At 68.7% G+C, this 24,146-nt stretch carries 20 protein-coding genes and 1 tRNA gene; 14 read left to right on the forward strand and 7 right to left on the reverse strand.

The annotated features are described in order from the left end of the window. Positions 1-101 precede the first annotated feature (101 nt). Positions 102-740: a GTP cyclohydrolase I FolE gene (folE, locus tag ACIDOCELLA78_RS000000101605; RefSeq protein ID WP_201728106.1), complete on the forward strand. Its 639-nt coding sequence runs from the start codon at positions 102-104 to the stop codon at positions 738-740. A 66-nt stretch (positions 741-806) separates the two neighbouring features. On the opposite strand, the gene ACIDOCELLA78_RS000000101610 is transcribed toward folE, so the two are convergent. After that, positions 807-1,775, reverse strand: a complete 969-nt coding sequence (locus tag ACIDOCELLA78_RS000000101610; protein WP_201728107.1) for an aldo/keto reductase — start codon at positions 1,773-1,775, stop codon at positions 807-809. A gap of 101 nt (positions 1,776-1,876) precedes the next feature. After that, complete coding sequence (locus ACIDOCELLA78_RS000000101615) at positions 1,877-2,209, reverse strand: hypothetical protein (protein ID WP_249675314.1); 333 nt, start codon at positions 2,207-2,209, stop codon at positions 1,877-1,879. 176 nt (positions 2,210-2,385) lie between these two features. Here ACIDOCELLA78_RS000000101615 and ACIDOCELLA78_RS000000101620 point away from each other — a divergent pair, with 176 nt between their 5' ends. Then, a complete protein-coding gene (locus tag ACIDOCELLA78_RS000000101620; protein ID WP_249675319.1) occupies positions 2,386-3,648 on the forward strand; it encodes a lytic transglycosylase domain-containing protein in 1,263 nt (420 codons plus the stop codon). Positions 3,649-3,684: 36 nt separating this feature from the next. Here the strand turns inward: ACIDOCELLA78_RS000000101620 and folD are convergent, their stop codons facing one another. Continuing rightward, on the reverse strand, positions 3,685-4,527 hold the full coding sequence (folD, locus tag ACIDOCELLA78_RS000000101625) for a bifunctional methylenetetrahydrofolate dehydrogenase/methenyltetrahydrofolate cyclohydrolase FolD (RefSeq protein WP_201728143.1): 843 nt from the start codon (positions 4,525-4,527) through the stop codon (positions 3,685-3,687). A gap of 8 nt (positions 4,528-4,535) precedes the next feature. Continuing rightward, positions 4,536-4,841, reverse strand: a complete 306-nt coding sequence (locus ACIDOCELLA78_RS000000101630; protein ID WP_201728108.1) for a YggT family protein — start codon at positions 4,839-4,841, stop codon at positions 4,536-4,538. Positions 4,842-4,960: 119 nt separating this feature from the next. On the opposite strand from ACIDOCELLA78_RS000000101630, the gene ACIDOCELLA78_RS000000101635 reads away from it, so the two are divergent. The 12 genes from ACIDOCELLA78_RS000000101635 (at position 4,961) to ACIDOCELLA78_RS000000101690 (ending at position 21,213) form a co-directional block, all read left to right on the forward strand. Further along, a tRNA-Ala gene (locus ACIDOCELLA78_RS000000101635) sits at positions 4,961-5,036 on the forward strand. Positions 5,037-5,067: 31 nt separating this feature from the next. Beyond that, the gene (locus ACIDOCELLA78_RS000000101640; RefSeq protein WP_249675322.1) at positions 5,068-6,315 is read left to right on the forward strand and encodes a transcription antitermination factor NusB; all 1,248 of its coding nucleotides are present in this window, start codon (positions 5,068-5,070) and stop codon (positions 6,313-6,315) included. A 278-nt stretch (positions 6,316-6,593) separates the two neighbouring features. Continuing rightward, the gene (locus ACIDOCELLA78_RS000000101645; RefSeq protein WP_201728110.1) at positions 6,594-6,926 is read left to right on the forward strand and encodes a helix-turn-helix domain-containing protein; all 333 of its coding nucleotides are present in this window, start codon (positions 6,594-6,596) and stop codon (positions 6,924-6,926) included. Between the two features lie 7 nt (positions 6,927-6,933). Next, positions 6,934-7,677: a TlyA family RNA methyltransferase gene (locus ACIDOCELLA78_RS000000101650; protein WP_201728111.1), complete on the forward strand. Its 744-nt coding sequence runs from the start codon at positions 6,934-6,936 to the stop codon at positions 7,675-7,677. Between the two features lie 105 nt (positions 7,678-7,782). Continuing rightward, positions 7,783-8,973 (forward strand): phosphoserine transaminase, encoded by a 1,191-nt coding sequence (locus tag ACIDOCELLA78_RS000000101655; RefSeq protein ID WP_201728112.1) that lies wholly within the window; start codon positions 7,783-7,785, stop codon positions 8,971-8,973. Positions 8,974-8,976: 3 nt separating this feature from the next. Then, positions 8,977-10,563, forward strand: a complete 1,587-nt coding sequence (gene serA / locus ACIDOCELLA78_RS000000101660) for a phosphoglycerate dehydrogenase (RefSeq protein WP_201728113.1) — start codon at positions 8,977-8,979, stop codon at positions 10,561-10,563. 233 nt (positions 10,564-10,796) lie between these two features. Beyond that, a complete protein-coding gene (locus ACIDOCELLA78_RS000000101665; protein ID WP_201728114.1) occupies positions 10,797-11,966 on the forward strand; it encodes an efflux RND transporter periplasmic adaptor subunit in 1,170 nt (389 codons plus the stop codon). Between the two features lie 4 nt (positions 11,967-11,970). Further along, entirely contained in the window at positions 11,971-15,120 is a 3,150-nt protein-coding gene (locus ACIDOCELLA78_RS000000101670; protein ID WP_201728115.1) for an efflux RND transporter permease subunit, read from the forward strand. A gap of 98 nt (positions 15,121-15,218) precedes the next feature. Then, positions 15,219-16,655, forward strand: a complete 1,437-nt coding sequence (locus ACIDOCELLA78_RS000000101675; RefSeq protein ID WP_201728116.1) for a pyridoxal-dependent decarboxylase — start codon at positions 15,219-15,221, stop codon at positions 16,653-16,655. A gap of 75 nt (positions 16,656-16,730) precedes the next feature. Then, the gene (locus ACIDOCELLA78_RS000000101680; protein ID WP_201728117.1) at positions 16,731-19,538 is read left to right on the forward strand and encodes a molybdopterin oxidoreductase family protein; all 2,808 of its coding nucleotides are present in this window, start codon (positions 16,731-16,733) and stop codon (positions 19,536-19,538) included. After that, positions 19,535-20,278, forward strand: a complete 744-nt coding sequence (locus ACIDOCELLA78_RS000000101685) for a 4Fe-4S dicluster domain-containing protein (RefSeq protein WP_201728118.1) — start codon at positions 19,535-19,537, stop codon at positions 20,276-20,278. The genes ACIDOCELLA78_RS000000101680 and ACIDOCELLA78_RS000000101685 overlap by 4 nt, the downstream gene beginning before the upstream one ends. Continuing rightward, positions 20,275-21,213, forward strand: coding sequence for a DmsC/YnfH family molybdoenzyme membrane anchor subunit (locus ACIDOCELLA78_RS000000101690; RefSeq protein WP_201728119.1), 939 nt, complete (start codon positions 20,275-20,277; stop codon positions 21,211-21,213). Before ACIDOCELLA78_RS000000101685 ends, ACIDOCELLA78_RS000000101690 begins: the two co-directional genes overlap by 4 nt. Here ACIDOCELLA78_RS000000101690 and ACIDOCELLA78_RS000000101695 read toward each other — a convergent pair. Genes ACIDOCELLA78_RS000000101695 through ACIDOCELLA78_RS000000101705 form a run of 3 tightly spaced genes read right to left on the reverse strand, consistent with a single transcriptional unit; the run spans position 21,195 to position 24,086 of the window. Next, on the reverse strand, positions 21,195-21,971 hold the full coding sequence (locus ACIDOCELLA78_RS000000101695) for a metal-sulfur cluster assembly factor (RefSeq protein WP_201728144.1): 777 nt from the start codon (positions 21,969-21,971) through the stop codon (positions 21,195-21,197). The genes ACIDOCELLA78_RS000000101690 and ACIDOCELLA78_RS000000101695 overlap by 19 nt on opposite strands. Beyond that, the gene (locus tag ACIDOCELLA78_RS000000101700; RefSeq protein ID WP_201728120.1) at positions 21,971-22,987 is read right to left on the reverse strand and encodes an amidohydrolase family protein; all 1,017 of its coding nucleotides are present in this window, start codon (positions 22,985-22,987) and stop codon (positions 21,971-21,973) included. Before ACIDOCELLA78_RS000000101700 ends, ACIDOCELLA78_RS000000101695 begins: the two co-directional genes overlap by 1 nt. 55 nt (positions 22,988-23,042) lie before the next feature. Continuing rightward, entirely contained in the window at positions 23,043-24,086 is a 1,044-nt protein-coding gene (locus ACIDOCELLA78_RS000000101705; RefSeq protein WP_201728121.1) for an NAD(P)-dependent alcohol dehydrogenase, read from the reverse strand. Positions 24,087-24,146 lie beyond the last annotated feature (60 nt).

The raw sequence follows: 24,146 nt of genomic DNA on the forward strand, positions 1-24,146 counted from the left end.
GATGATGCGCGCGCGGGTTGCAGGGATGGAATCCCCGACCATATCCGGTCTCATTCAGCGGCTGGATGACGGCCGTGCCCGACAATAAGGGAGACAAACCCGTGGATATCCGCACGCCGCCGCACCAGCTCGACAACACCGTCCATGACGACCGCCCCAGCCGCGAGGAGGCCGAGGCAGCCATCCGCACCCTGATCCGCTGGGCCGGAGACGACGCGACCCGCGAAGGCGTGATCGACACGCCCGCCCGCGTGGCCCGCGCCTATGAGGATTTCTTCCGCGGCTATCGCGAAGATCCGGAGGCGATTCTCTCGCGCACCTTCGAAGAAACCGAGGGCTATGACGAGATGGTGTTGCTGCGCGACATCCGCGTCGAGTCGCATTGCGAGCATCACATGGTGCCGATCATCGGGGTGGCGCATGTCGCCTATCTGCCGAACCGGCGGGTGGTGGGGATCAGCAAGCTCGCCCGCGTGGTGGATGCCTATGCGCGGCGACTGCAGATCCAGGAGAAGCTGACGGCGCAGATCGCCAACACGATCAACGAGGTGTTGCAGCCGCGCGGCGTCGCCGTGGTGATCGAGGCGGGGCACGAGTGCATGTCGACCCGCGGGGTGCACAAGCCCGGCGTTTCGATGGTGACGAGCCGGATGCTCGGCGCGTTCCGCGACGACGCCTCGACGCGGCGGGAATTTCTCGCGATGATCCAGGGACGGCGCTGCACCGGCTTCGAGACCTGACCGCGCAAGGAGAGGCGCGCGCGACGCCGTAGCTGGCGGCACCGGGACGCGCGCAGGCCGGTCGCCTCAGCGCCCGAGCGTCGCCATCTGCTCGGGCACCTGGCGGGCGCCTGCGGCAGCGCCTGGCGGCACCGCCCGGACGAGACGGCCGAGATCCTCGGCCGAGAGCGGAACCTCGAGCGCGCCAATGTTTTCATCGAATTCCGCCTCCGAGCACGGTCCGGGAATCGGCACCACGTCGCTGCCCTGAGCGAGAAGGAAGGCGAGCGCCAGCTGTGCCGGGGTGCAGCGCAGGCGGTGCGCCATATCCTCGACGATGCGAACGAGGGCGACGTTGCGGGCGAAATTCTCGGCGAAGAAGCGCGGCTGGGCGCGCCTCGCATCGGCCTCGGGCAGGTCTTCAGGCCGGTGCAGCGTGCCTGTGAGCAGGCCGCGGGCAAGTGGCGAGGCGGCGATGAAGCCGATATTCAGCGCGCGCAGGCAGGCCAGCGTTTCGCCCTCGGGGTCGCGGGTCAAGAGCGAGTATTCGCTCTCGACCGCGGCGAGGCGATGAGTGGCATGGGCACGGCGGATGGTGTCCGGCGCCGCCTCGGACAGGCCGAGGAACCGCACCTTGCCTTCGGCGACAAGGCGGGACATCTCGCCCACCGATTCCTCGACCGGAATGGCGGGATCGATACGGTGGAGGATCAGCAGGTCGATCGTGCCGGTGCCAAGGCGGCGCAGGCTGGCCTCGCAACTGGCGCGCAGATGGGCGGGCGAGCCGTCGATGCCGAGAAAGGCGCCGTCAGGCGCGCGGCGGATGCCGGATTTGGTGGCCAGCACGACCTGATCGCGGACCGGCGCGAGGCAGCGCCCGAGCAGGCTTTCGCTGGCGCCGAGACCATAGACATCGGCGGTATCGAAGAAGCTGACACCGCGCTCGACGGCGCGGCGAACCAGCGCCTCGGCGGCGGCATCAGGTCCGGCCAGGGCCATGCAGCCGAAGCCCAGCGCGGAGACGACCAGCGATCTGCCCAGCCTGCGTTCGTTCATCGCCCCTCCCCGGAGTTGCGGCCGATGCGGTGTGTCAGGAACGGGAATTGGGAAGCGCGCCACCGCTTGGCAAGCGGTGACTGCACGGCAAGGCGCCGGGGTCAGGGCGAAGCGGGCAGCAATCGCGGCGGATCGGTCTCGATCAGGCGTACCGCGGCGCCGCGGCGCAAGGTGGGCATCCCCGGCTCGACCACGGAGACGACACTGCCATCGCCGAGACGGACGATATATTCGCTGGCCGGCGCGGCGGAGGGTGTGGTGTCGACCCCGAGCGCGCCGAGCACGAGGCGGCGCGCCCCAGGGGCGACGGGGCGAACCGCCACCACCTCGCCGGCGAGGCCGGCGGCGCGGGGCGGCGGCTGGACATTCGTGGCGCAACCGGCAAGGCAGAGAACAAGGAGGGGCAGCAGGACGGGCGGCGGGACAAATCTCATGAACTGGCCTCCGGGCGCGGACCGACACCACGGCGCGCAGAATCATGTTGCCTTGAAATCGGCTATAAGTTAAGCGCTTATGGGATGAATTTCATGTGCCGGTCGAGGCTTCCGGCGCAAGGGGCAACTCAGGCCGCCGCCGCGCGCCGCCCCGCTTCTGCGATGGGAGACATGCGTTGACCACTGCGTTCACCCCCGCCCCGCGCGCGCCGGTCATGCCCCGCCAGTGGCGCCGCCGGCTCGGCCAGCTTGCCGGGCTCTCGGCGCTCGCGCTCCTCGCCGCGTGTTCGTCGCACCAGGCCAGCCTGAGCCCGAGCCAGCTCGCCGCGCGCTACGCCGCCAACGCGCCGGCCGATTACCGGCCGCCGGGGCCGCCGGGCGACCCGTGGGGTCCCTATATCGTGCAGGCCTCGACCCGGTTCGACGTGCCGGCGAAATGGATCCGCGAGGTGATGCGCGTCGAATCCGGCGGTCATGAATACATGAACGGGCATCTCACCGTCTCCAGCGCCGGGGCGATGGGGCTGATGCAGCTCGAACCGCAGACCTACCAGGAAATGGCGGCCCGCTACGGGCTGGGGCCGGACCCGTTCAACCCGCGCGACAACATCATGGCCGGGACTGCGTACATCCATCAGATGTACGAGATCTACGGCTCGCCCGGCTTCCTGGCCGCCTACAACGCGGGACCGGGGCGGCTCGACGACTATCTCGACTATCGCCAGCCCCTGCCGGCGGAGACGCGGCACTATGTCGCGATGATCGCCCCGCGGATCGCCGGCGTGTACCCGGCAGGAACCTCCGGGGCGGAGGCCGTGGCGATGAACCAGCTTCCGGCGCGGATTCCGGCTGGCATGCGGCCGGGCGCCGACGAGGCGGCGACCTCGCGGCTGAACGAGGCGCAGCTCGCGATGCGGCAAAACCGCTCGCCAGCACCAGCGCCCGCGCCCATCGCCGCGCGCGGGCGGCCACCGGCGCGACGGCATGATGTTTTTGGCGGGTTTTCGCTGATCCCCTCGGCCGAGGCGGCGACCCCGGTACTGGATGGGCCACCGGTGACGGCGCCCGCCCCGGCGCAGCGCATGCCGGCGCCACGGCCGACACCGCCCGTGGTGCCGGCATCGGCGCATGCGACGATGCGGCTGGCGGCGGCTCACGCGGCGGCGACGACGCGGACGCTGGGCGGCGGGCGCTGGAGCATACAGGTCGGCGCCTACGACACGCCGGCCCACGCCAAGGCGGCGCTCGGCATCGCCGAGCTGGCCGCGGTGGCGATGCTGATCAGGGCGCAGCCGGTGGTCGAACCGGTGGCGACGGCGCACGGGCGGTTCTATCGCGCCCGGTTCGTTGACCTGCCGCATGACACGGCGGTGAATGCCTGCCACGCGCTGCGCGGCGGGCCGACCGGCTGCGCGCTGGTCGCGCCGGGCGCGCCGTGACGCGCAAGGCCTGAGCCACGCCCCTCCGACTCGGGGTCAGAAGCGGCGGGAAGCGGCGGCGATCAGGGTGTTTTCCAGCAGGCAGGCAATGGTCATCGGGCCGACGCCGCCGGGAACCGGCGTGATCGCGCCAGCAACCGCGGCGGCTTCCGCGTAAGCGACATCGCCGACCAGCCCGCCCGCCGCCGTGCGGTTGATGCCAACATCGATGACTGTCGCGCCAGGGGCGATCCAGTCGCCCTTGACCATTTCGGCGCGGCCGACCGCGGCGACGAGGATATCGGCGCGGCGGCATTCGGCCGGCAGATCGCGGGTGCGGGAATGCGCGATGGTGACGGTGGCATCGGCGGCGAGCAGCAGCGCGGCCATCGGCCGACCGACGATGTTGGAACGGCCGAGCACCACGGCGCGGGCGCCGCGCGGGGCGATGCCGGCGGCATCGAGCAGCTTCATCACGCCGCGCGGAGTGCAGGGCACGAGAAAGGGCGCGCCGAGCGCGAGGGCGGCGACATTGTCGGGGTGGAAGCCGTCGACATCCTTGGCCGGGTCGATCGCGCGGATGACCGCCCCGGCATCGAGCCCGGCCGGCAGGGGGAGCTGGACGAGGATGCCATCCACAGCCGCATCGCGGTTGAGGCGGTCGATCACGGCGAGAAGCTCGGCCTGGCTTGTGGTCGCGGGCAGGCGGATGGTTTCGCCGGCGATGCCGGCCGCCGTTGCCGCGCGCTCCTTGTTGCGCACGTAGACTTGGCTCGCCGGGTCTTCGCCGACGAGCACGACGACGAGGCCGGGCGTGTAGGGCAGCGCGGCGGCGCGGGCGGCGACCTCGGCGCGCAGGGATGCGGCGACGGCCTTGCCGTCGATGATGCGGGCGGACACCGCGCCGCTCACCGGTAGCCCATCACGGCGAGATGGGCATAAAGCCCGGCGAGGAAGATCTGCAATGCGCGCAGCAGCAGGAACCCGACGATGAAGGAAATGTCGATCCCGCCGATCGCCGGGATGAAGCGACGGAACGGCGCGAGGAAGGGTTCGGTCGCGCGGAGGAGGAATTCCTCGATCCGGTAGACGATGTGGTTGCGGGTATCGAGCACGCCGAACGCCATCAGCCAGCTGAAGATCGCCGCTGCGATCATGATGTAGACATAGATCTGGATCGCCTCGTCGAGGAGCCAGAATACCGATCCGAGCATCGTCACCTCCTGGGGGTTCGCTGCCGGGTTAGCGAAGCATGGCGTTTCGCGCAACGTGACAAGGCGGCTTTGATGGCTTGACTTCCGGCTCAGGGTGCGCGATTGGCCGCAACAGGGATGGGGCTGTAGCTCAGTTGGGAGAGCGCCTCGTTCGCAATGAGGAGGTCAGGGGTTCGATTCCCCTCAGCTCCACCATCCCGTTTTTCCCCAAAGTTGCATGGTGCGCATGAGCAAGACAGGGGCCGACCCGACCCGCGATGCGGCGTTCGTATTGCTGTCCGCCGTTCTGGACCGGCGCGTGCCGCTGGACGTCGCACTCGCCGGACTGCCGGACATCGCCCCACGCGATCGTGCGGCGGCGCACCGGATCGCGGCCGCCGTGCTGCGGCGGCTCGGCAGCCTCGATGCTGTTCTTGAAACCCATCTGAGGCGGGCGCCGCCTCCGGCGGTGCGGCATATGCTGCGGATCGGCGCCGCACAGCTCGTGCTGCTCGGCGCGCCGGCGCACGCGGCGGTGAGTACCGCGGTGGGGCTCGCGCATGCGCGCGGGCTCGGCAAGTTCGCCGGGCTGGTGAACGCGGTGCTGCGCAAGGTGAGCGCCGAGGGGGCGGCGGCGCTGGAGGCGCTCGATTCGCCGCGGCTGGACACGCCGGCCTGGCTCTGGGCCTCGTGGGGGGCGGCGGCGCGGGCGATCGCCACCGCGCATCAGGCCGAGGCGCCGCTCGACCTGACGCTGAAGGACGGCGTCGCGATGCCTGAGGGCGGCGAGCGGCTGCCGAGCGGATCGGTGCGGCTGCCGGCGGGAACCGACGTGACCCAGCTTTACGGCTACGCCGCGGGCACGCTCTGGGTGCAGGACGCGGCGGCGGCGCTGCCGGCGCGGCTGCTCGGCGATGTCGCCGGGCGGCGCGTGCTCGATCTCTGCGCAGCCCCGGGCGGAAAGACGGCGCAGCTCGCCGCTTCGGGCGCACGGGTGACGGCGCTGGACCGCGATGCGCGCCGGCTGGGCCGGCTGCGGGAAAATCTCGGGCGACTCGGGTTCGCGGCGGAGACGATCGCGGCGGACGCGCTGAACTGGCGGCCGGCGGCGCCCTTCGACGCGATCCTGCTGGATGCGCCGTGTTCGGCGACGGGCACGATCCGCCGGCATCCGGAAATCGTGCATCTGCGGCGGCCCCGCGACATCGAGGCTTGCGCGGCCATGCAGGACCAACTGCTCGATGCCGCCGTGGCGATGCTCGCGCCGGGGGGAACGCTGGTCTACGCCGTGTGCTCGCTGCAACCGGAGGAGGGTGCCGCGCGAATTGAAGCCGCCATGGCGCGGCTCGGGCTGCGGCGGGCGCCCATCTTCCCTGCGGAGGTGCCCGGGCTGGAGGCGGCGGTGACGGCGGAGGGCGATGTCGCCACCCATCCCGGCATGTGGGCCGACCGCGGTGGGATGGACGGGTTTTTCATCGCGCGGCTGCGGCGCTGACTGTCAGGCCGGCTGTCGGCGTGGCATCGGCGAGGGTCGGGCGGCGGCGCCGGTCGCGTTAACAGGGTGGCCAAGCGTATCGGATGGCGGGCATTGGGACATTTGCCGCACGTGAAAACAGCACGGAAGATCTCAATTTTAATTTTTTGACACAAATGACATAGAATAACGTGAATATCACGCACACTGACGCTAAAAACTATATTTCTTAACATTTTTTTGGCGTAAATCGCATGGTGGAACTGGCGTTGACGTAACCTTGCCGTTATGGTGAGCGCATGGCAACGAAGAAACAGGCACCACCGGAATCGGTCGGGCAGAGGATCCGTGCTCTCCGGCTGGCGAACAATCTCACCCAGGACGAATTCGCGTCCCAGCTTGGCGTGTCGCGCTCGGCGATTGCGCAATGGGAAACCGACCGGGCCGGGCAGGTTCGGGAGAATCTTGAACGGATCGCCAAGGTTCTCGGCACCTCGATTGCCTATCTCGTCTCCGGGGAGACCGGCTCGCTGCAAGGCGACGAACTGGCGCTGATGCGGCTTTACCGCGCCTGTGCCGCGGAGGACCGGCAGATCCTGCTGCGCACCGCGAAGCGGCTCGCCCGCGGCTGAGACCGGCGTGGCGCGCGGCCGGGCCGATCTCGCCCTCGTCGCGCGCGGGCATTTCGCGAGCCGGGCGCGGGCGCAGGAGGCGATCCGGCGCGGCCTGGTGAGCGCCGGCGGGCGGACGATCGGCAAACCCGGCGAGATGGTGGGCGACGACGAGGCGCTGAGCGTGGCCGATGCCGGCGCCGCGTGGGTGTCTCGCGGGGCGCTGAAGCTGATCGCGGCCCTCGATCATTTCGGATTGTCACCGGAAAACCGGATCTGCCTCGATATCGGCGCCTCGACCGGCGGGTTCACCGAGGTGCTGCTCGCGCGCGGCGCGGCACTGGTGCATGCGGTGGATGTCGGCCACGGGCAGATGGCCCCTGCCCTGCGCGAAGATGCGCGGGTGCGTCTGCATGAGGGCGTGAACGCGCGCGACCTTTCGGCCACGGGGATTCCGGACGGGCTGGGTGCTGTGGTGTGCGACGTGAGTTTCATCGGACTGCGCAAGGTGCTGCCGGCGGGGCTCGCCCTGTGCGGGAAGGACGCCTTTGCGGTGGCGCTGATCAAGCCGCAATTCGAGGCGGGGCCGGAGGCGGTCGGCAAGGGCGGGATCGTGCGCGATGCCGCCGTGCATGAACGTGTGTGCGGCGAGATCGGCGACTGGTTCGCGCAGCTTCCCGGCTGGCGGGGGCTCGGCATCATCCCCAGCCCGATCGAGGGCGGGGATGGCAATCGCGAATTCCTGATTGCAGCCATGAGGGACGCGCGCTGAGGCGGCGCACGGTTTTGCTTGCGGCGGCGCGAAAAGCCGGATACATCCCGCGGCGGGTCACGCCCCCCCACCGGGGCGCTTATCTTCTGCAAGGGAGACCATCTGATGGCAGACGCCGCCGCGGCCGCGCACGCGAAGCCGCATACTCGCCCCCATAATCCGAATTTTTCCTCCGGCCCCTGCGCCAAGCGGCCCGGCTTCACCCTTGCGGCGCTTTCCGGCGCGATGCTCGGCCGCAGCCACCGCGCCAAGGAGCCGAAGGCGAAGCTCGCCGAGGTGATTACCCGCTCGCGCGACATTCTCGGCCTGCCGGCCGACTGGCGGCTCGGCATCGTTCCCGCCTCGGATACCGGCGCCGTCGAGATGGCGCTGTGGTCGATGCTGGGCGCGCGGCCGGTCGACGTGCTGGCGTTCGAGAGTTTCTCCGAGGCCTGGGCGACCGATGTGCTCAAGCAGCTCAAGCTCGCCGATGCGCGGGTGCTGAAGGCGCCCTACGGACAACTTCCCGATCTCGCCGCCGTCGATTTCAGCCATGACGTGGTGCTGGCCTGGAACGGCACGACCTCGGGCGCGCGGATTCCGAACGGCGACTGGATTCCGGCGGATCGCGAAGGGCTGGTGATCGCGGATGCGACCTCGGCCGCGTTCGCGATGGAGTTGCCGTTCGACAAGCTCGATGTGGTGACCTGGTCGTGGCAGAAGGCGCTGGGCGGCGAGGCGGCGCACGGGATGCTGGCGCTGTCGCCGCGCGCGGTCGAACGGTTGCTGACGTTCAAGCCGGAGCGGCCGCTGCCGAAGATTTTCCGCCTGACCTCGGGCGGCAAGCTGATCGAGGGGATTTTCGCCGGCGAGACGATCAACACCCCGTCGATGCTGGCGGTGGAGGACGCGCTGGACGGGCTGCGCTGGGCCGAGGGCATCGGCGGGCTCAAGGCCATGATTGCGCGTTCGGAACGGAATCTCGCGGCGATCGCGCGCTGGGCCGAGGGCAATGAGCGGGTGGCGTTCCTTGCCGCCGACCCGGCGATCCGCTCCTGCACGTCGATCTGCCTCGTCATCGCCGCGCCGTGGTTCGCCGCCCTCGATGCCGAGGCGCAGGCGAAGGCGGCGAAGCGGGTGGCCGCGCTGCTGGAGGCCGAGGGCGTCGCCCATGACATCGGCGCCTATCGCGACGCGCCGCCGGGGCTGCGGATCTGGGGCGGTGCGACGGTCGAGACCGCCGACATCGAGGCGCTGCTGCCCTGGATCGACTGGGCGATCGACACCGTTCATTCCGACATTTCCGCGAAGGCCTGAGACATGCCCAAGGTTCTGATCAGCGACAAGCTTTCCCCCGCCGCCATCGACATCTTCAAGCGGCGCGGCATCGACGTGACGGTGAAGACCGGGCTCGCCCCGGCGGAACTGCGCGAGATCATCGACGCGTTCGACGGGCTCGCCATCCGCTCCGCGACCAAGGTGACGCGCGAGCTGCTGGATGCGGCGACCAACCTCAAGGTGATCGGCCGTGCCGGCATCGGCGTCGACAATGTGGACGTGAAATCGGCCACCGCGCGCGGCGTGGTGGTGATGAACACGCCCTATGGCAACGCCATCACCACCGCCGAGCACGCGATCGGCATGATGTTCGCGCTGGCCCGCGACCTGCCGGAGGCCTCGGCCTCGACCAAGGCGGGGAAGTGGGAGAAGAACCGGTTTATGGGCGTCGAGCTGACCGGCAAGACGCTCGGGCTGATCGGCGCCGGCAATATCGGCTCGATCGTCGCCGACCGCGCGCTCGGGCTGAAGATGCGCGTGCTGGCCTATGACCCCTATCTGACCGAGGCGCGGGCAACGACGCTCGGCGTCGAGAAGGCGGATCTGGACACGGTGCTGGCGCGGGCGGATTTCATCACCCTGCACACGCCGCTGACCGAGCAGACGCGCAACATCCTCTCGCGCGAAAGCCTTACGAAGACGAAAGCGGGCGTGCGGATCATCAACTGCGCGCGCGGCGGGCTGATCGACGAGGCGGCGCTGTACGACGCGCTGAAATCGGGCCATGTGGCGGGGGCGGCGCTCGACGTGTTCGAGGTCGAGCCGGCGAAGGACAGCCCGCTCTTCGAGCTGCCGAACGTGGTCTGCACCCCGCATCTGGGGGCGGCGACGACCGAGGCGCAGGAGAACGTGGCCTTGCAGGTGGCCGAGCAGATCAGCGATTTCCTGCTGACCGGGGCGGTGACGAACGCGATCAACATGGCCTCGGTCTCGGCCGAGGACGCGCCACGGCTGAAGCCCTACATGGAGCTGTGCCAGCTGCTCGGCAGTTTCGCGGGGCAGCTGACCGAGGCGCGGCAGGGCGTGATCCGCAAGGTCGGCATCGAATATGAAGGTGCGGCCGCGCATGTGAACCAGCGCCCGCTCTCGGCCGCGCTGTTCGCCGGGCTGCTCGCGCCGATGATGGAGGGCGTGAACATGGTCAACGCGCCGGTCTTCGCGCGGGATCACGGGATCGAGCTGGCTGAGACGGTGTTCGACCGCGACTGCGAATACCAGACGCTGATCCGCGTTTCGGTGACGACCGACGAGCAGACGCGCACCGTGTCGGGCACGCTGTTCGGCGGGGCCAAGCCGCGGCTGGTCGAGGTGAAGGGCATCAAGGTCGAGGCCGATTTCGGCCGGCACATGCTCTATGTGACCAACCGCGACAAGCCGGGATTCATCGCCCAGTGCAGCGCCATTCTCGCCGAGAAGGGCATCAACATCGCGACCTTCCATCTCGGCCGGACCGAGAAGGGCGGCGATGCGGTGTGCCTGATCTCGATCGACGAGACCCTGCCGGAGGCGGCACTCGCCGCGATCCGCGCGCTGCCGCAGGTGATGCAGGCGACGCAGATTTCGTTCTGACCCAGGCTGCATCACCAACGAGCAAACCGCATAAACGATGCCGGAGGCTCCCGCATAACCGGCTGGCGGACGGGGCCGCGCGATTGACCGCGCGGCCCCGTTTCAATTATCAGGAGGCAGGACAGCAGACTTGCCGTTTTTGCGCGTCCGGGCCTTGCCGTGCCGCCGGCCACGCCGATCTCTCTCCTGTCGCCCACGCACGACCCGATCAGCACACGACCAAGAGGAACCGCATGCGACGACCGTTTCACGCCACGGCCTGCCGCGCCGCCGCTATCGCCCTTGTCTTCGGTCTCGGCTTGGGCGGCGAAGCGGCCAGCGCCGCGGCACCGCCGCCGCCGGTGGTCAGCGTCGTGATCGTCAAACCGCGAAAGGTTTACCAGCAGGACAGTTTCATCGGGCGCATTCAGGCGGCGCACATCGTCAATCTCGTCCCGCGGGTGACCGGCTATCTGGAACAGCGCCAGTTCCGCCAGGGGGCGGAGGTAAGGAAGGGACAGCTGCTCTACGTAATCGAGCCGGGGCCATACCAGGCGGCGTTCGACCAGGCGAAGGCGAATGTCGCCGACGCGCAGGCAACGCTCGACAACGCGAAACTGACGCTGGAGCGCGCGGCCAAGCTTCTGCATACACCGGCGGGCCGGCAATCGACCTACGACGACGACAGGGCGGCGGCGGAAAGTGCCGCGGCCAAGCTGCAAGCCGCCGAGGCGGCGCGCGAGACGGCGGCGATCAACCTCGCCTATACCGAGATCCGCGCGCCGCTCGACGGGCGGATCGGCGCGAGTGCGGTGAATGTCGGCAATGTCGTCGGACCGAATACCGGCACGCTCGCGACCGTGGTGAGCCAGGACCCGATGAATATCGTGTTCTCGATGCCGACGCGCGACGCCATCCGCCTTGGCGACCAGCTGGCCAAACAGGGCGGGCTCGCCGGCGTGGTGCTGCGGGTGAAGCTGCCGGACGGGCGATTGGACCCGCAGAAAGGCACGCTCGACTTCACCGGCAACCAGATCAGCGCATCGACTGACAGCCTCGCGATGCAGGGGACGATTCCGAACCCGGTGATCAAGGGGCTCGGCAAAGCGCGCACCAGCGACCGGATGCTGACAAGCGGCGAGTTCGTCACCGTCATCGTGCGCAGCCGCACGCCGGAGCAGAAGATCGTGCTGCCGCGCGACGCGGTGCTGGCCGACCAGGTGGGCGACTATGTGCTGACCGTCGGCAAGGACGGCAAGGTGGCGCGGACCGATGTGAAGCTCGCCTCGACCACGCCGGCGACCGCGACGATCGCGCGCGGGCTTGCCATCGGCGCGAAGGTGATCGTCGACGGGATCGAGAAGGTGCATCCCGGGGTCAAGGCGAACGCGAAGGTGATACCCTCGCCGGCCACACCGGGCTGAGCCGATGATCCCCTCCTTCTTCATCGACCGCCCACGCTTCGCGATGGTGATCGCGATCGTGCTGACGATCGCCGGCATCATCGCGATGACGCGGATTCCGGTGGCGCAGTTCCCCTCGATCGTGCCGCCGGCAGTGCAGGTGACGGCGACCTATCCCGGCGCCTCGGCGCAGGTGGTGAACGACACCGTGGCCGAGCCGATCGAGCAGAAGATCAACGGGCTGAGCGACGAGATCTATTACGCCTCGACCACGGCGAATGACGGCTCCTACAACCTCACCGTCACCTTCAAGCTTGGCAGCAACCCGGACATCGACACCGTCAATGTCACCAACGCGGTGCAGCAGGCGCTGACCCAGCTTCCGGCCGAGGTGCAGAAGGAAGGGCTGACGGTGCGCAAGCGCTCGGCCTCGGTGCTGGAGTTCATGTTCTTCTACAGCCCGGACAACAAGCTGACACCGCTGCAGATCTCGAACTACGTGAAGATCAACGTGCTCAACCCGCTCGGCCGCGTGCCGGGGGTGGGACAGGCCTTCATGTTCGGCGAGCAGGATTACGCGATGCGGGTGATCTTCAGCACCGCCCGCCTCGCCCAGCTCGGGCTGACGCCGGCCGACCTGATCAGCGCGATCGAGGACCAGAACACCCAGGCGCCGGTCGGCACGATCGGGCTAATGCCGATCGGCGGCAAGCAACAATATCAGCTCTCGGTGCAAACCGAGGGGCGGCTGAAATCGCCCCGGCAGTTCGGCGACATCGTCATCCGCGGCAACAAGGATGGCTCGCTGCTGCGGCTGAAGGACGTGGCGACCATCAAGCTCGGGCCGCAGAGCGAGAACCAGCTCGACCGGATCAACGGGCATCCCGGTGTCGCCATCGGCGTGTTCCTCTCGCCGGGGGCGAACGCGGTGGCGACGTCGAAGCGGGTTTCGGCCGAGATCGCCCAGCTCTCGAAGCGGTTTCCGGCCAGTCTCTCGAGCAAGACTGTCTATAATTCCAGCAGCTTCGTCTCGGACACGATCAGCGAGGTGATCAAGACGCTGGCCGAGGCGTTCGGCCTCGTCGTGCTGGTGGTGTTCTTCTTCCTCGGCTCGTGGCGGGCGGCGCTGGTGCCCTCGATTGTCGTGCCGATCGCGCTGCTCGGCAGCTTCGCCTTCATGCTCGCGCTCGGCTATTCGGCGAACACGATCACGCTGCTGGCGCTGGTGGTGGCGACCGGGCTGGTGGTGGATGACGCCATCGTCGTCGTCGAGAACATCGAGCGGGTGATGGCGGAGCGGCCGGAACTGTCGCCGCGCGAGGCGTCGAAAGTGGCGATGGCGCAGATCCAGGCGCCGATCATCGCGATCATGCTGGTGCTGCTCTCGGTGTTCGTGCCGACGGCGTTCATCCCCGGCCTGTCGGGCCTGCTGTTCACACAGTTCGCGGTGGCGATCAGCACGGCGATGCTGATCTCGGCGCTGAACGCGCTCACACTGTCGCCGGCGCTCTGCGCCATCCTGCTGCGCCGGGGCGAGCACGGGCACGGCATCATGGCGCGCATCCTCGATTTCATCGAGCGCACGCGGGCGGGCTACAGCCGGCTGATCGGCCGGCTGGTCGCGCGCTCGGTGCTGGGGCTGATGGTGATCGTCGCCTTCGGGGCGGCGGCGTTCCTGCTCGCGCGGATCACGCCGGGCGGGTTCCTGCCGGACGAGGACCAGGGCGCGCTGTTCATCCAGGCGACGCTGCCGCCCGGCGCCTCGCTGCAGCGGACCGACGCGATGGGGCAGAAGCTGGCGAAGATGATCCACACCCTGCCGCAGGTGCAGGACGTGATCGCCATCAACGGTTACTCGATCCTCGACTCGGCGACCGAGCCGAACGCGCTGTTCATGGTCGCGCACCTGAAGCCGTTCGCGCAGCGGCCGGGGCCGAAGAATTCGGTGCAGGCGGTGATCCGCAAGATCTTCGCGATGGGCTCGCAGGTGCAGGGGGCGAACATCGTCGCCTTCAACCTGCCGCCGATCATCGGGCTGTCGACCAATGGCGGCTTCACCTACGAGCTTGAGAACGTGGCCGGCGCCAGCCAGCAGAAATTCGATTCCGTGCTCAAGGGGCTGATCGTCGCGGCGAATTCGGACCCGAAGCTCGTGCATGTGTTCAGCACCTATGCGGCGAACAACCCCTCGGTCTATCTCGATATCGACCGCGCCAAGGCACAGGCGCTGGGCGTGCCGGTCGCCTCGATCTTCCAGGCGTTGCAGGCTTCGCTCGGCGGGTTCTACGTCAACCAGTTCAACATGTTCGGCCAGGTCTGGCAGGTCAACATCCAGGCCGCCTCGGCCGACCGCAACACCAGGGCGGCGATCTGGCGGATCTATGTGCGCAGCAATTCGGGCCAGATGGTCTCGCTACGCTCGTTGGCGACGGCGCATACGAGGCTCGGCCCGCAGATCGTCAGCCGTTACAACGACTCGCTGGCCGCCCCGATCTTCGGCGCGCCGGCGCCGGGCATCTCATCGGGTGCCGCGCTGGCCGAGATGGCGGCAATCTCGTCCCGCGTGCTGCCTGCCGGATTTTCCTATGACTGGACCAGCACCGCCTATCTGCAGGAGCAGGCCAAGGGCCAGGCCGCCTATGTGTTCATCCTGTCGCTGATCTTCGCCTATCTGTTCCTCGTCGCACTCTATGAGAGCTGGATCATTCCGGTGCCGGTGCTGCTGTCGGTCGTGGTCGGCGTGTTCGGGGCGATGCTCGGCATCGTCCTCGCCGGGCTGACGATCGACCTCTATGCCGAGATCGGGCTCGTCGTGCTGATCGCGCTGGCGGCGAAGAACGGCATCCTCATCGTCGAGTTCGCCAAGGAGCGGCGCGAGGAGGGCATGGGCATCCGCGAGGCGGCGGTGCTGGGGGCACGGATGCGGTTCCGCGCGGTGATGATGACCTCGATCGCCTTCATCTTCGGGCTGGTGCCGCTGGTGGTGGCGACCGGGGCGGCGCAGATCACCAGGCGCTCGCTCGGCACGCCGATCTTTGCCGGGATGATCTTCGCCAGCGGCATCGGGATTTTCGTGATCCCGCTGCTGTACGTGATGTTCGAGACGCTGCGGATGCGCGTCTCGCGCCGGGCGCGCGAGCGGCAGCAGCAGATCGCCATCACCGGGAACGATTAGGCGGCGCGGGCGGGCTTTACCGGGTTAAATTTGGCGGGCTTTACCGGGTTAAATTTGGCGGGCTTTACCGCCCGCGCCTGCGCGCATAAGCAGCGTCCATGGCAACGCTTGATCCCGAGGACTGGTCCGAACTCCGCGCGCTGGGGCACCGGATGATCGACGACATGTTCGACCGGCTGGAAGGGCTCGGCGCGGCGCCGGTCTGGCAACCGATGCCGGACGCGGTGCGCGCGGGGTTCCGCGCCCCGGTGCCGCGCGAGGGGAGCGGCGCCGCCCGCGCCTATGACGCGTTCGCCACGCGGATCGCGCCCTATGCCTCGGGCAATGCGAATCCGCGCTTCATGGGCTGGGTGCAGGGCGGCGGCAACGCGGTGGGGATGCTGGCGGAGCTGCTGGCCGGCGGGCTCAACGAGAATTGCGGCGGGCGGGACCATGTCGGGCTCGAGGTGGAGCGGCAGGTGGTGGCCTGGGCGGCGGAGCTGCTCGGCCTGCCGGCGGCGACCGGCGGGCTGATGGTGACCGGATCGTCGATCGCGAATTTCATCGCCCTGCTCTGCGCGCGGCGGGCGCATTGCGGCGCGGCGGTGCGGCGGGACGGGCTCGGCGGGCGGCGCCTTACCGGCTACGCGCAGGCGGGGGTGCATCGCTGCGTGCCGGGCGCGTTCGACATGGCCGGGCTTGGCGGTGCGGCGCTGCGGCGGGTGGCGCTCGGCACCGACCGGCGGATCGACCTCGCGGCGCTGGAGGCGGCGATCGCCGCCGACCGGGCGGCAGGGGCGGAGCCGTTCATGATCGTCGGCACCGTGGGGTCGGTCGATGTCGGGGCGATCGACGATCTGGCCGCCCTCGCGGCGATCGCCCGGCGGGAGGGGATGTGGTTTCATGTCGATGCCGCGTTCGGCGCGCTGGCGGCGGCCTCGCCGGCGAGGCGGGAGCTGGTCGCGGGGATCGGCGAGGCGGATTCGGTGGCGTTCGATTTTCACAAATGGGCGCAGGTGCAATACGATTCCGGTTGCATCCTGGTGCGCGACCGGCAGCTGATGCTGGATACGTTCGCGCAGGATGCCTCGTATCTGACGACGACGGCGCGGGGGCTTTCGGGCGGCGCGCCCTGGCCGTGCGACATGGGGCCGGATCTCTCGCGCGGGTTCCGGGCACTGAAGGTGTGGATGACGATCGAGGCCTATGGCACCGCGGCGCTGGGCGGCATCGTCGATGATTGCTGCGCGCTGGCGGCGCGGCTCGCGGCCGCGGTGGATACGGCGCCGCGGCTTGCGCGCCTCGCGCCGGTGCCGCTCAACATCGTGTGTTTCCGCTACGATGATGGCGGCGACGGGCTGGACGCGCTGAACGCCGCGATCGCCGCCGACATCCAGGAGAGCGGGCGCTACGTGATCTCGACCACGATGATCGACGGGGTGCGGGCGCTGCGGGCGGCGATCGTCAATCACCGCACGACGGCGGCCGATATCGACGGGCTGGCGGCGGCGGTGACCGCCGCGGGCGACGCACGGCGGCGTGAACCGATCGGCTGAACCGATCAAACGGATCGGTCAGGGACGATGGCCTGAATCGGCGCGGGGGATCATAAATTCGGGCGGAGAATTGCCATGCCCGAAGACAGGATTGCCTATCACGCGCCGGTCGGCGACGAGGTGGCCCACACCACCTGCTACATGTGCGCCTGCCGCTGCGGCATCAAGGTCCATCTCAGGGACGGGAAGCTGCGCTACATCGAGGGCAACCGCGACCATCCGATCAATCGCGGCGTGCTCTGCGCCAAGGGGTCGGCGGGGATCATGTCGGCCACCTCGCCGGCGCGGCTGCGCGCACCGCTGAAGCGGGTGGGCCCGCGCGGGGCGGGCGAGTTCGAGGAAATCGGCTGGGACGAGGCGATGGCGATCGTGACGGCGCGGCTCGCGGGCATCCGCGCCAGCGATCCGCACCGCCTCGCCTTCTTTACCGGGCGCGACCAGTCGCAATCGCTGACCGGGCATTTCGCGCGGATGTTCGGGACGATGAACTTCGCCGCCCATGGCGGGTTCTGCTCGGTCAACATGGCGGCCGCCGGACTCTATTCGGTGGGCGGCGCATTCTGGGAATTCGGCGAGCCGGACTGGAACCATGCGAAGCTGTTCCTGCTGTTCGGCGTGGCGGAGGACCACGATTCCAACCCGATCAAGCTCGGCCTCGCCAAGCTGAAAGAGCGGGGCGCGAAGATCGTTTCGGTTAACCCCGTGCGGACCGGGTATTCGGCGATCGCCGACGAGTTCGTCGGCATCACGCCGGGGACCGACGGGCTGTTCATCATGGCGCTGATCCACTGTCTGCTGGCGGAGGGGGCGGTCGATACCGCGTTCCTGGTCCGTTACACCAACGCGCATCACCTGGTGATCGACGCGCCGGGCGCGGCCGATCACGGGCTGTTCGCGCGCGGCTCGGACGGCGCGGCGCTGGCCTTCGACCGCAAGGCGGGCGCGCTGGCGCGGGCGGATGCGACCGGCACCGACCCCGCGCTGCTCGGGACGTTCACGCTCCCCGACGGGCGGAGCGCGCGGCCGTCATTCGCCATTCTGGCGGAGCGTTATACGGCGGCGGAGTACGCGCCGGAGGCGGTGGAAGCACGCTGCGGCGTGGCTGCGACGACGATCCGTCGGCTGGCCGCCGAGATTGCCGAGATCGCGTTCCGCCAGCCGGTGACGATCGAGCAGGCCTGGACCGACACCGACGGGCGCAGGCACGAGACGATGACCGGGCGGCCGGTGGCGATGCACGCGATGCGCGGGATTTCGGCGCATTCCAACGGGTTCCACACCTGCCGGGCGCTGCATGTGCTGCAGATGCTGATCGGCGCCGTCGATACGCCGGGGTCGTGGCGCTACAAGTCGCCGCACCCGAAGCCGATTCCGCCCGGACCGGGCCCGGCGGGGCGGGCGCATGACGGGCGCGGTGCGCTGACCGGCAACGTGCTCGGCTTTCCGACCTCGCCGGACGACCTGCTGGTGGATGACGCGGGCGAGCCGCTGCGGCTCGACCGGGCGTTCTCGTGGGAGGCGCCGCTCGGCATTCACGGCATGATGCACATGGCGATCGCCGAGGCGCATGCGGCCGGGCGGGCGCGGGTGGACACGCTGTTCCTCTACATGGCGAACATGGCGTGGAACTCGGCGATGAACCCCGGCGAGACGACGCGGATGCTGACGGACCGCGACGAGGACGGCGAGTATCGGATTCCGTTCGTGATCGTCGCCGATGCGTTCGAATCCGAAACGGTCGCCTATGCCGACCTGGTGCTGCCGGACACGACCTATCTCGAACGCTATGACTGCATTTCGCTGCTCGACCGGCCGATCGGCTCGGCGCACGGGCCGGCGGATGCGATCCGCGTGCCGGTGCTCAAGCCGGACCGCGACGTGCGGCCGTTCCAGGACGTGCTGATCGACCTTGCCGGGCGGCTCGGCCTGCCGGATTTCGCCGAGGCGCCGGGCAAGACGCTCTACAATTCCTATGCCGATTACATGGTGCGCCACCAGCGCAAGCCGGGGGTGGGGCCGCTGGCCGGATTCCGCGGGGCGGACGGGACCGCGTTCGGCCGGGGCGAGCCGAACCCCGAGCAGATTTCCCGCTACATCGCCAACAAGGGGTTCGCGCGTTACGACCTGCCGCTGGAGCAGCTTTATTACAAGCACGCGAACCGGGCCTATCTCACCGGCGCGAAGGACATGGGGCTGATCGACGACGACAGCCAGATCGTTCTCAATCTCTACAGCGAGCACCTGCAGAAATTCCGCCTCGCCGCCGAGGGGCACGGGGCGGTGCGGCCGCCGGAGCGGCTGCGCGCGCGCATCGCCCGGTTCATGGACCCGCTGCCGATCTGGTACGAACCGATCGAGCAGACCATGACGGATATGAAACGGTTTCCGATCCACGCGATCACGCAGCGGCCGATGTCGATGTATCATTCATGGGGATCGCACAATGCGTGGCTGCGGCAGATCCATTCGGAAAACCGGCTCTACGTGCATCGCGACCTCGCCGCCGCACAGGGGCTGGAGGATGACGACTGGGTCGAGGTGGTCTCGCGCACCGGGCGGCTGAAATGCCAGATCCGCATCATGGACGGGGTGAACCCGCACACGGTGTGGACGTGGAACGCGATCGGCCGGCGCAGCGGGGCGGTGGCGCTGGCGCAGGACGCGCCGGAGGCGGTGCGCGGCTTCCTGCTCAACCACGTGATCTCGGAATATCTGCCGGCGGGGGATGACGGGGCGCGGCTGTCGAATTCCGACCCGGTGACCGGACAGGCGGCGTGGTTCGACCTTACCGTGAGGCTTGAGAAATGCGAGCCGGAGACGATCGCGGAAACCCAGCCGCGGATGGCCCCGGTGGCGTTGACGACGAAGGGAGCCGGGCGATGACATCGCTGCCGCAGAGTGAGCCGGGTGCGAGGCGGCTCGGCCTCGTGATCGATCTCGATACCTGTGTCGGCTGCCATGCCTGCGCGGTGAACTGCAAGGAATGGAACACCGGGGGGCACCACGCGCCGCTGCCGGATTACGATCCGCATGGCGCGGACCCGGACGGGGTGTGGTTCAACCGCATCCATTCCTACGAGGCAACGGGCAGCGGGGGGTGCGGCAAGACGGTGAATTTCCCGCGCTCGTGCCTGCATTGCGAAAATCCGCTCTGCGTCACCGTCTGCCCGACCGGCGCCTCCTACAAGCGGGCCGAGGACGGCATCGTGCTGGTGAACACGGATATCTGCATCGGCTGCAAGCTGTGTTCCTGGGCCTGCCCCTATGGCGCGCGGGAATTCGACGAGCATGACGGGGTGATGAAGAAATGCACCCTCTGCATCGACCGGATCTATAACGAGTCGCTGCCCGAGGCGGAGCGCGAGCCGGCCTGTGTGGCGACCTGCCCGTCGCGGGCGCGGCATTTCGGCGATCTGGCCGACCCCGAGAGCCGGGTGTCGAAACTGGTGGCGGAGCGCGGCGGCGTCGATCTGCTGGCGGAGCTGGGCTACCGGCCGACCAACAAATATCTGCCGCCGCGGCAGACCCGCATCGAGACGCGGCCGGTGGAGATGCCGGCATCGGCGCCGGGCGGGCTGGGCGGCGCGCTGCTCGCCCTCGTGGACAAGGTGCTTTCGCGATGACCCCGGCAAGTTCGGTCCTGCTGCTGACCACCCTCACCGGCTTCGGCTACGGGCTGCTGGCCTGGCTCGGGATTTTCTGCGCCGCCGGGGCGCTGCCGGAGAGCCCGTGGTTCGGGCCGGTGGCGGTGGTGATCGCGCTCGGCTTCGCCGGCGCTGGGCTGGTCGCCTCGACGCTGCATCTCGGGCGGAAGGAACGCGCCTGGCGGGCGTTCAGCCAGTGGCGGTCGTCGTGGCTGTCGCGCGAGGGGGTGACGGCGGTGGCGACCAACCTGCCGGCGCTGGGCTTCGCGGCGTCATGGGCGGCGCTGGGCGCGGGCGCGAGGCTGACCATCGCCCTCGGGCTGGTGGCGGCGGCGATGGCGCTGGGGACGGTGTTCTGCACCGCGATGATCTATGCCTGCCTGAAGCCGATCCGCCAGTGGCACAACCGCTTCACCGCACCGCTGTATCTGATGTTCGCCGCGTTCTCCGGCGCGCTGCTGCTGGCGGCCCTGCTCGGGGTGTGGACCGGGGCAGCGGCGGCGGCCTCGGCGCTGGTCGTGGTGTTCGCGATCGGCGCGGGCGTGGCGAAGGCGGCCTACTGGCGCTTCATCGACGCTCAGGGGCCGCTCGCGACCCTCGCCTCGGCCACCGGGCTCGCCGAGTTCGGCACGGTGCGGGCGCTCGACCGGCCGCATTTCACCGAGAACTACGTGCTGCGGGAGATGGGCTACCAGATCGCCCGGCGGCACGCCGCGCGGCTGCGGCGGATCGTTCTGGTTCTCGCCTTCGCCGCACCCGCGGTGCTGGCCGCTCTCGCGCTGGCGGGGGCGATGCCGGCGGTGGCGGCGCCACTGGCCGCGCTCCTCGCCGGCATCGGCCTGTTCGCCGAGCGCTGGCTGTTCTTCGCCGAGGCGACGCACGTTTCGGCCATCTATTACGGCCGGGCGGTCTGATCGCCGCCGGCGACGCTCTGGCGGATGAAGTCGGCCAGGCCCGGGTCTTCCGGCAGGGTTGACGGCGCCTCGCCATAGCGGGCGGCGAGCAGGCCGCGGCAGAGCGCGCCGTTGAATTCGGCGTTGAGCCCGACGCGGCGGATGTGGCGCAGATAGACGCTCAGCGTTTCGTGCATGATCCGCTCGCCGGCGCTGGTGACGAAAGCGAGATCCCCGCCACCGGCGAGCAGGCGGCGGGCGAGGTAGCGGGCGCGCAGGGCGGCCCCCTCCCCGTCCAGCGCCAGGCGTTCAAGGCCCTCTACCGTGAGATCGAGGAAGGCTTGCGCATCGTGGCCGGCGGCGAGCAGGTGGCGGAGCAGCGCCTCCTGCCGGCGCTCGAAGGATTTCAGGCCGAAATGCCGGCGGATGCCGGCGAGGTTCTCGCCCGCCTCCTGCGGGAAGGCATCGGCGAAATCCTTACCGGCGGCGACGCCGTTGTTGATCTCGTCGATGAACATGTGCTCGTCGAGCCGGACATCGGCGTGCGTGACCCAGGGCAGGGCGGCGACGGCATCGCGCATGTCGGCGGCCATGAGATAGGAGAAATTGGCGGCGCACCAGTAGGTCGGCAGGCGGAAGCCGACGCTGACGGCGCCGTCTTCCGCGATGTCGATACCGGTGACGAAGCCGAGCTCGACCACGCTCTCGTCAAGTTCCGGGTCGGTCACCTGATCGAGAGCGGCGCGCACCTCCGCGGTGCGCGCCTCCAGCCTTGACATCACGCGGCCACCGGCGCCATCCGGCCGAGCTTGGCCTTCTGGGCGGCGATGTCGACACCGTAGATCCGGGCGGCGTTTTCGCCGAGGATCTTCTTCTTGCCCTCGAGCGTGAGCTGCTTGCCGGTCTCCTTCGCCAGCTCGTCGGGGATCTCGAAGCTCATGAAGCGCTCGACCAGCCAGCGCGGCGTCCAGATTCCGTAATCGGAGCCGAACAGGATGCGGTCCTCGCCGAGCCAGAACAGCAGTTCGGACATCACCTTGGCGAAATAGCCGGGGCGCGAGTGGATGAAGGGCAGCACCACGGCGAGGCCGCCATAGACGTTGCTTTCCTGCACCGCGATCCAGCAGAAATCATCGAGGCGCGGCAGGCCGCAATGCTCGACGATGAAGTTGAGGTTGGGGAAGTCGGTGGCGCAATGGTCGATATCGGCGACGTCGAAGGCATCGCGGTCGAGCGGGATGATGGTCGGGCCCTTGTGGACGTGGATATTCTTGATCCCGAGCTTCTCGCAGCGTTCAAAATACTTGTAGGCGGCGGGATCGGAGAGCTTGTAGCCGCGGCTGTCACCCTTCCATTCAGCGGTGTAGAGCTTCACCCCCTTGATCTTGTGGATCTCGGCCATGGCTTCGAGGGCTTCAAGCCCGCCCTCGCCGTCGCGCGGATCGAAGGCGCCGTTGAGGATGAAGCGGTCGGGGTAGCGGGTTTTCAGCACCGCGTTCTGTTCGAGCGTGTTGAAGCCGGTCTTGTAGAAATCCTTGAGATAGGTGGGCTGGAAGATCGCCATGTCGTCCGGCCCGTCGATGAACAGGTCCTGCACCATCTGCTCGGCGCCGTATTTGGCGAATTTCTCCGGCGTCCAGAGCTGCTCCGGCGGGGAGAGCGAGGCGTGATACCCATAAAAGCAGTCGATGAATTGCTTGCCGTGAATGTTCTTGATGTTCTCGGGGCTGGCATCCCAGAGATGGACGTGGCCGTCGATGATGAAGATCTCTTCGCCGTCTTTGGTAGTATACACTGGGTTCGTTTCCTTCCTTGACGTTGGACGTTCGAGCGCGGTTTTTTCGCTTCGTTCAGGGAATCAGCACGGCGCGGCCGCGGACCTTGCCGTGATGCAGGTCGTGCAGGGCGGTGTTCGCCTCGTCGAGCCGGTATTCGCGGGTGGCGAGGGTGACCTTGCCCTGGTCGGCGAGCGCCATCAGCTCGATCAGCTCGGGATAGGTGCCGACGAGGTTGCCGACGATGGTCTTTTCCGAGGTGATCATGTCGATGGTGGGAATGTCGATCTTCCCGCCATAGCCGACGATGTAATAGTAGCCGCCGTCGCGGGTCATCGCGAGGCCTTTCGCCACGGCGTCGCCCTCGCCGACGAAGTCGATCACCGCTTCCGCCCCCTTGCCGCGGGTCAGGCGCATCACCTCGTCGAGCTCGGAGCCGTCCGCCTTCACCGCAAAATCGGCGCCGCATTCCTGGGCGAGATGCAGCGCCATGTCGGCGCGGTCGACGATGATGATCTGGGCGGCGCACATCGCGCGCAGCACCTGGATGCCGATATGGCCGAGGCCACCAGCGCCGATCACCACCGCGAACTGGCCGGGCAGCAGGTGGCGCGAGGCCTTCTTCGCGGCGCGATAGGCGGTCAGCCCGGCATCGGTATGCGGAGCGACGTCCTTCGGCGAGAGCGATTTCGGCAGCTTGATGATGGAGCGCACGCCGGTGCGCAGCAGCTCGGCATAGCCGCCATTGCAGTTGATGCCGGGGAATTCACTTTCCTCGGCGTGCATGTCGTCGCCGCGGCGGCAGGCGAGGCAATGGCCGGAGGTGATCAGCGGATGGCAGATCACCGGGTCGCCCTTTTTCAGGTGAGTGACGGCGGCGCCGACCTCCTCGATCCAGCCGGCGTTCTCGTGGCCCATGATGTGCGGAAACTGGAGATCGACCTTCGAGCGCCAGACGCCCTCGATGATGTGCAGGTCGGTCCGGCAGACGCCGGCGCCGCCGATACGCACGATCACGTCGGTCGGGTTGCGGATCTGCGGTTCGGGCACGTCCTCGTAGGTGACGAAGTCGGGTGCGGTGAGCTTTTCGTCATATCCGTGCAGCACGGCGGCTTTCATGGCGCGGGGTCCCCCTGTTCTGGTGAGACGAGTGCTGCATCGATCGTGCCAGCCGCGGGA

The organism is Acidocella sp. C78 (assembly GCF_907164655.1).

Bases quoted from the DNA above. Each gene is read 5' to 3' on its own strand.
- ACIDOCELLA78_RS000000101610 (WP_201728107.1), bottom strand. From the start codon at position 1,775: ATGAACGAACGCAGGCTGGGCAGATCGCTGGTCGTCTCCGCGCTGGGC.
- ACIDOCELLA78_RS000000101615 (WP_249675314.1), bottom strand. From the start codon at position 2,209: ATGAGATTTGTCCCGCCGCCCGTCCTGCTGCCCCTCCTTGTTCTCTGC.
- ACIDOCELLA78_RS000000101630 (WP_201728108.1), bottom strand. From the start codon at position 4,841: ATGCTCGGATCGGTATTCTGGCTCCTCGACGAGGCGATCCAGATCTAT.
- ACIDOCELLA78_RS000000101640 (WP_249675322.1), top strand. From the start codon at position 5,068: ATGAGCAAGACAGGGGCCGACCCGACCCGCGATGCGGCGTTCGTATTG.
- ACIDOCELLA78_RS000000101645 (WP_201728110.1), top strand. From the start codon at position 6,594: ATGGCAACGAAGAAACAGGCACCACCGGAATCGGTCGGGCAGAGGATC.
- ACIDOCELLA78_RS000000101655 (WP_201728112.1), top strand. From the start codon at position 7,783: ATGGCAGACGCCGCCGCGGCCGCGCACGCGAAGCCGCATACTCGCCCC.
- serA (WP_201728113.1), top strand. From the start codon at position 8,977: ATGCCCAAGGTTCTGATCAGCGACAAGCTTTCCCCCGCCGCCATCGAC.
- ACIDOCELLA78_RS000000101665 (WP_201728114.1), top strand. From the start codon at position 10,797: ATGCGACGACCGTTTCACGCCACGGCCTGCCGCGCCGCCGCTATCGCC.
- ACIDOCELLA78_RS000000101670 (WP_201728115.1), top strand. From the start codon at position 11,971: ATGATCCCCTCCTTCTTCATCGACCGCCCACGCTTCGCGATGGTGATC.
- ACIDOCELLA78_RS000000101675 (WP_201728116.1), top strand. From the start codon at position 15,219: ATGGCAACGCTTGATCCCGAGGACTGGTCCGAACTCCGCGCGCTGGGG.
- ACIDOCELLA78_RS000000101680 (WP_201728117.1), top strand. From the start codon at position 16,731: ATGCCCGAAGACAGGATTGCCTATCACGCGCCGGTCGGCGACGAGGTG.
- ACIDOCELLA78_RS000000101685 (WP_201728118.1), top strand. From the start codon at position 19,535: ATGACATCGCTGCCGCAGAGTGAGCCGGGTGCGAGGCGGCTCGGCCTC.
- ACIDOCELLA78_RS000000101690 (WP_201728119.1), top strand. From the start codon at position 20,275: ATGACCCCGGCAAGTTCGGTCCTGCTGCTGACCACCCTCACCGGCTTC.
- ACIDOCELLA78_RS000000101695 (WP_201728144.1), bottom strand. From the start codon at position 21,971: ATGTCAAGGCTGGAGGCGCGCACCGCGGAGGTGCGCGCCGCTCTCGAT.
- ACIDOCELLA78_RS000000101705 (WP_201728121.1), bottom strand. From the start codon at position 24,086: ATGAAAGCCGCCGTGCTGCACGGATATGACGAAAAGCTCACCGCACCC.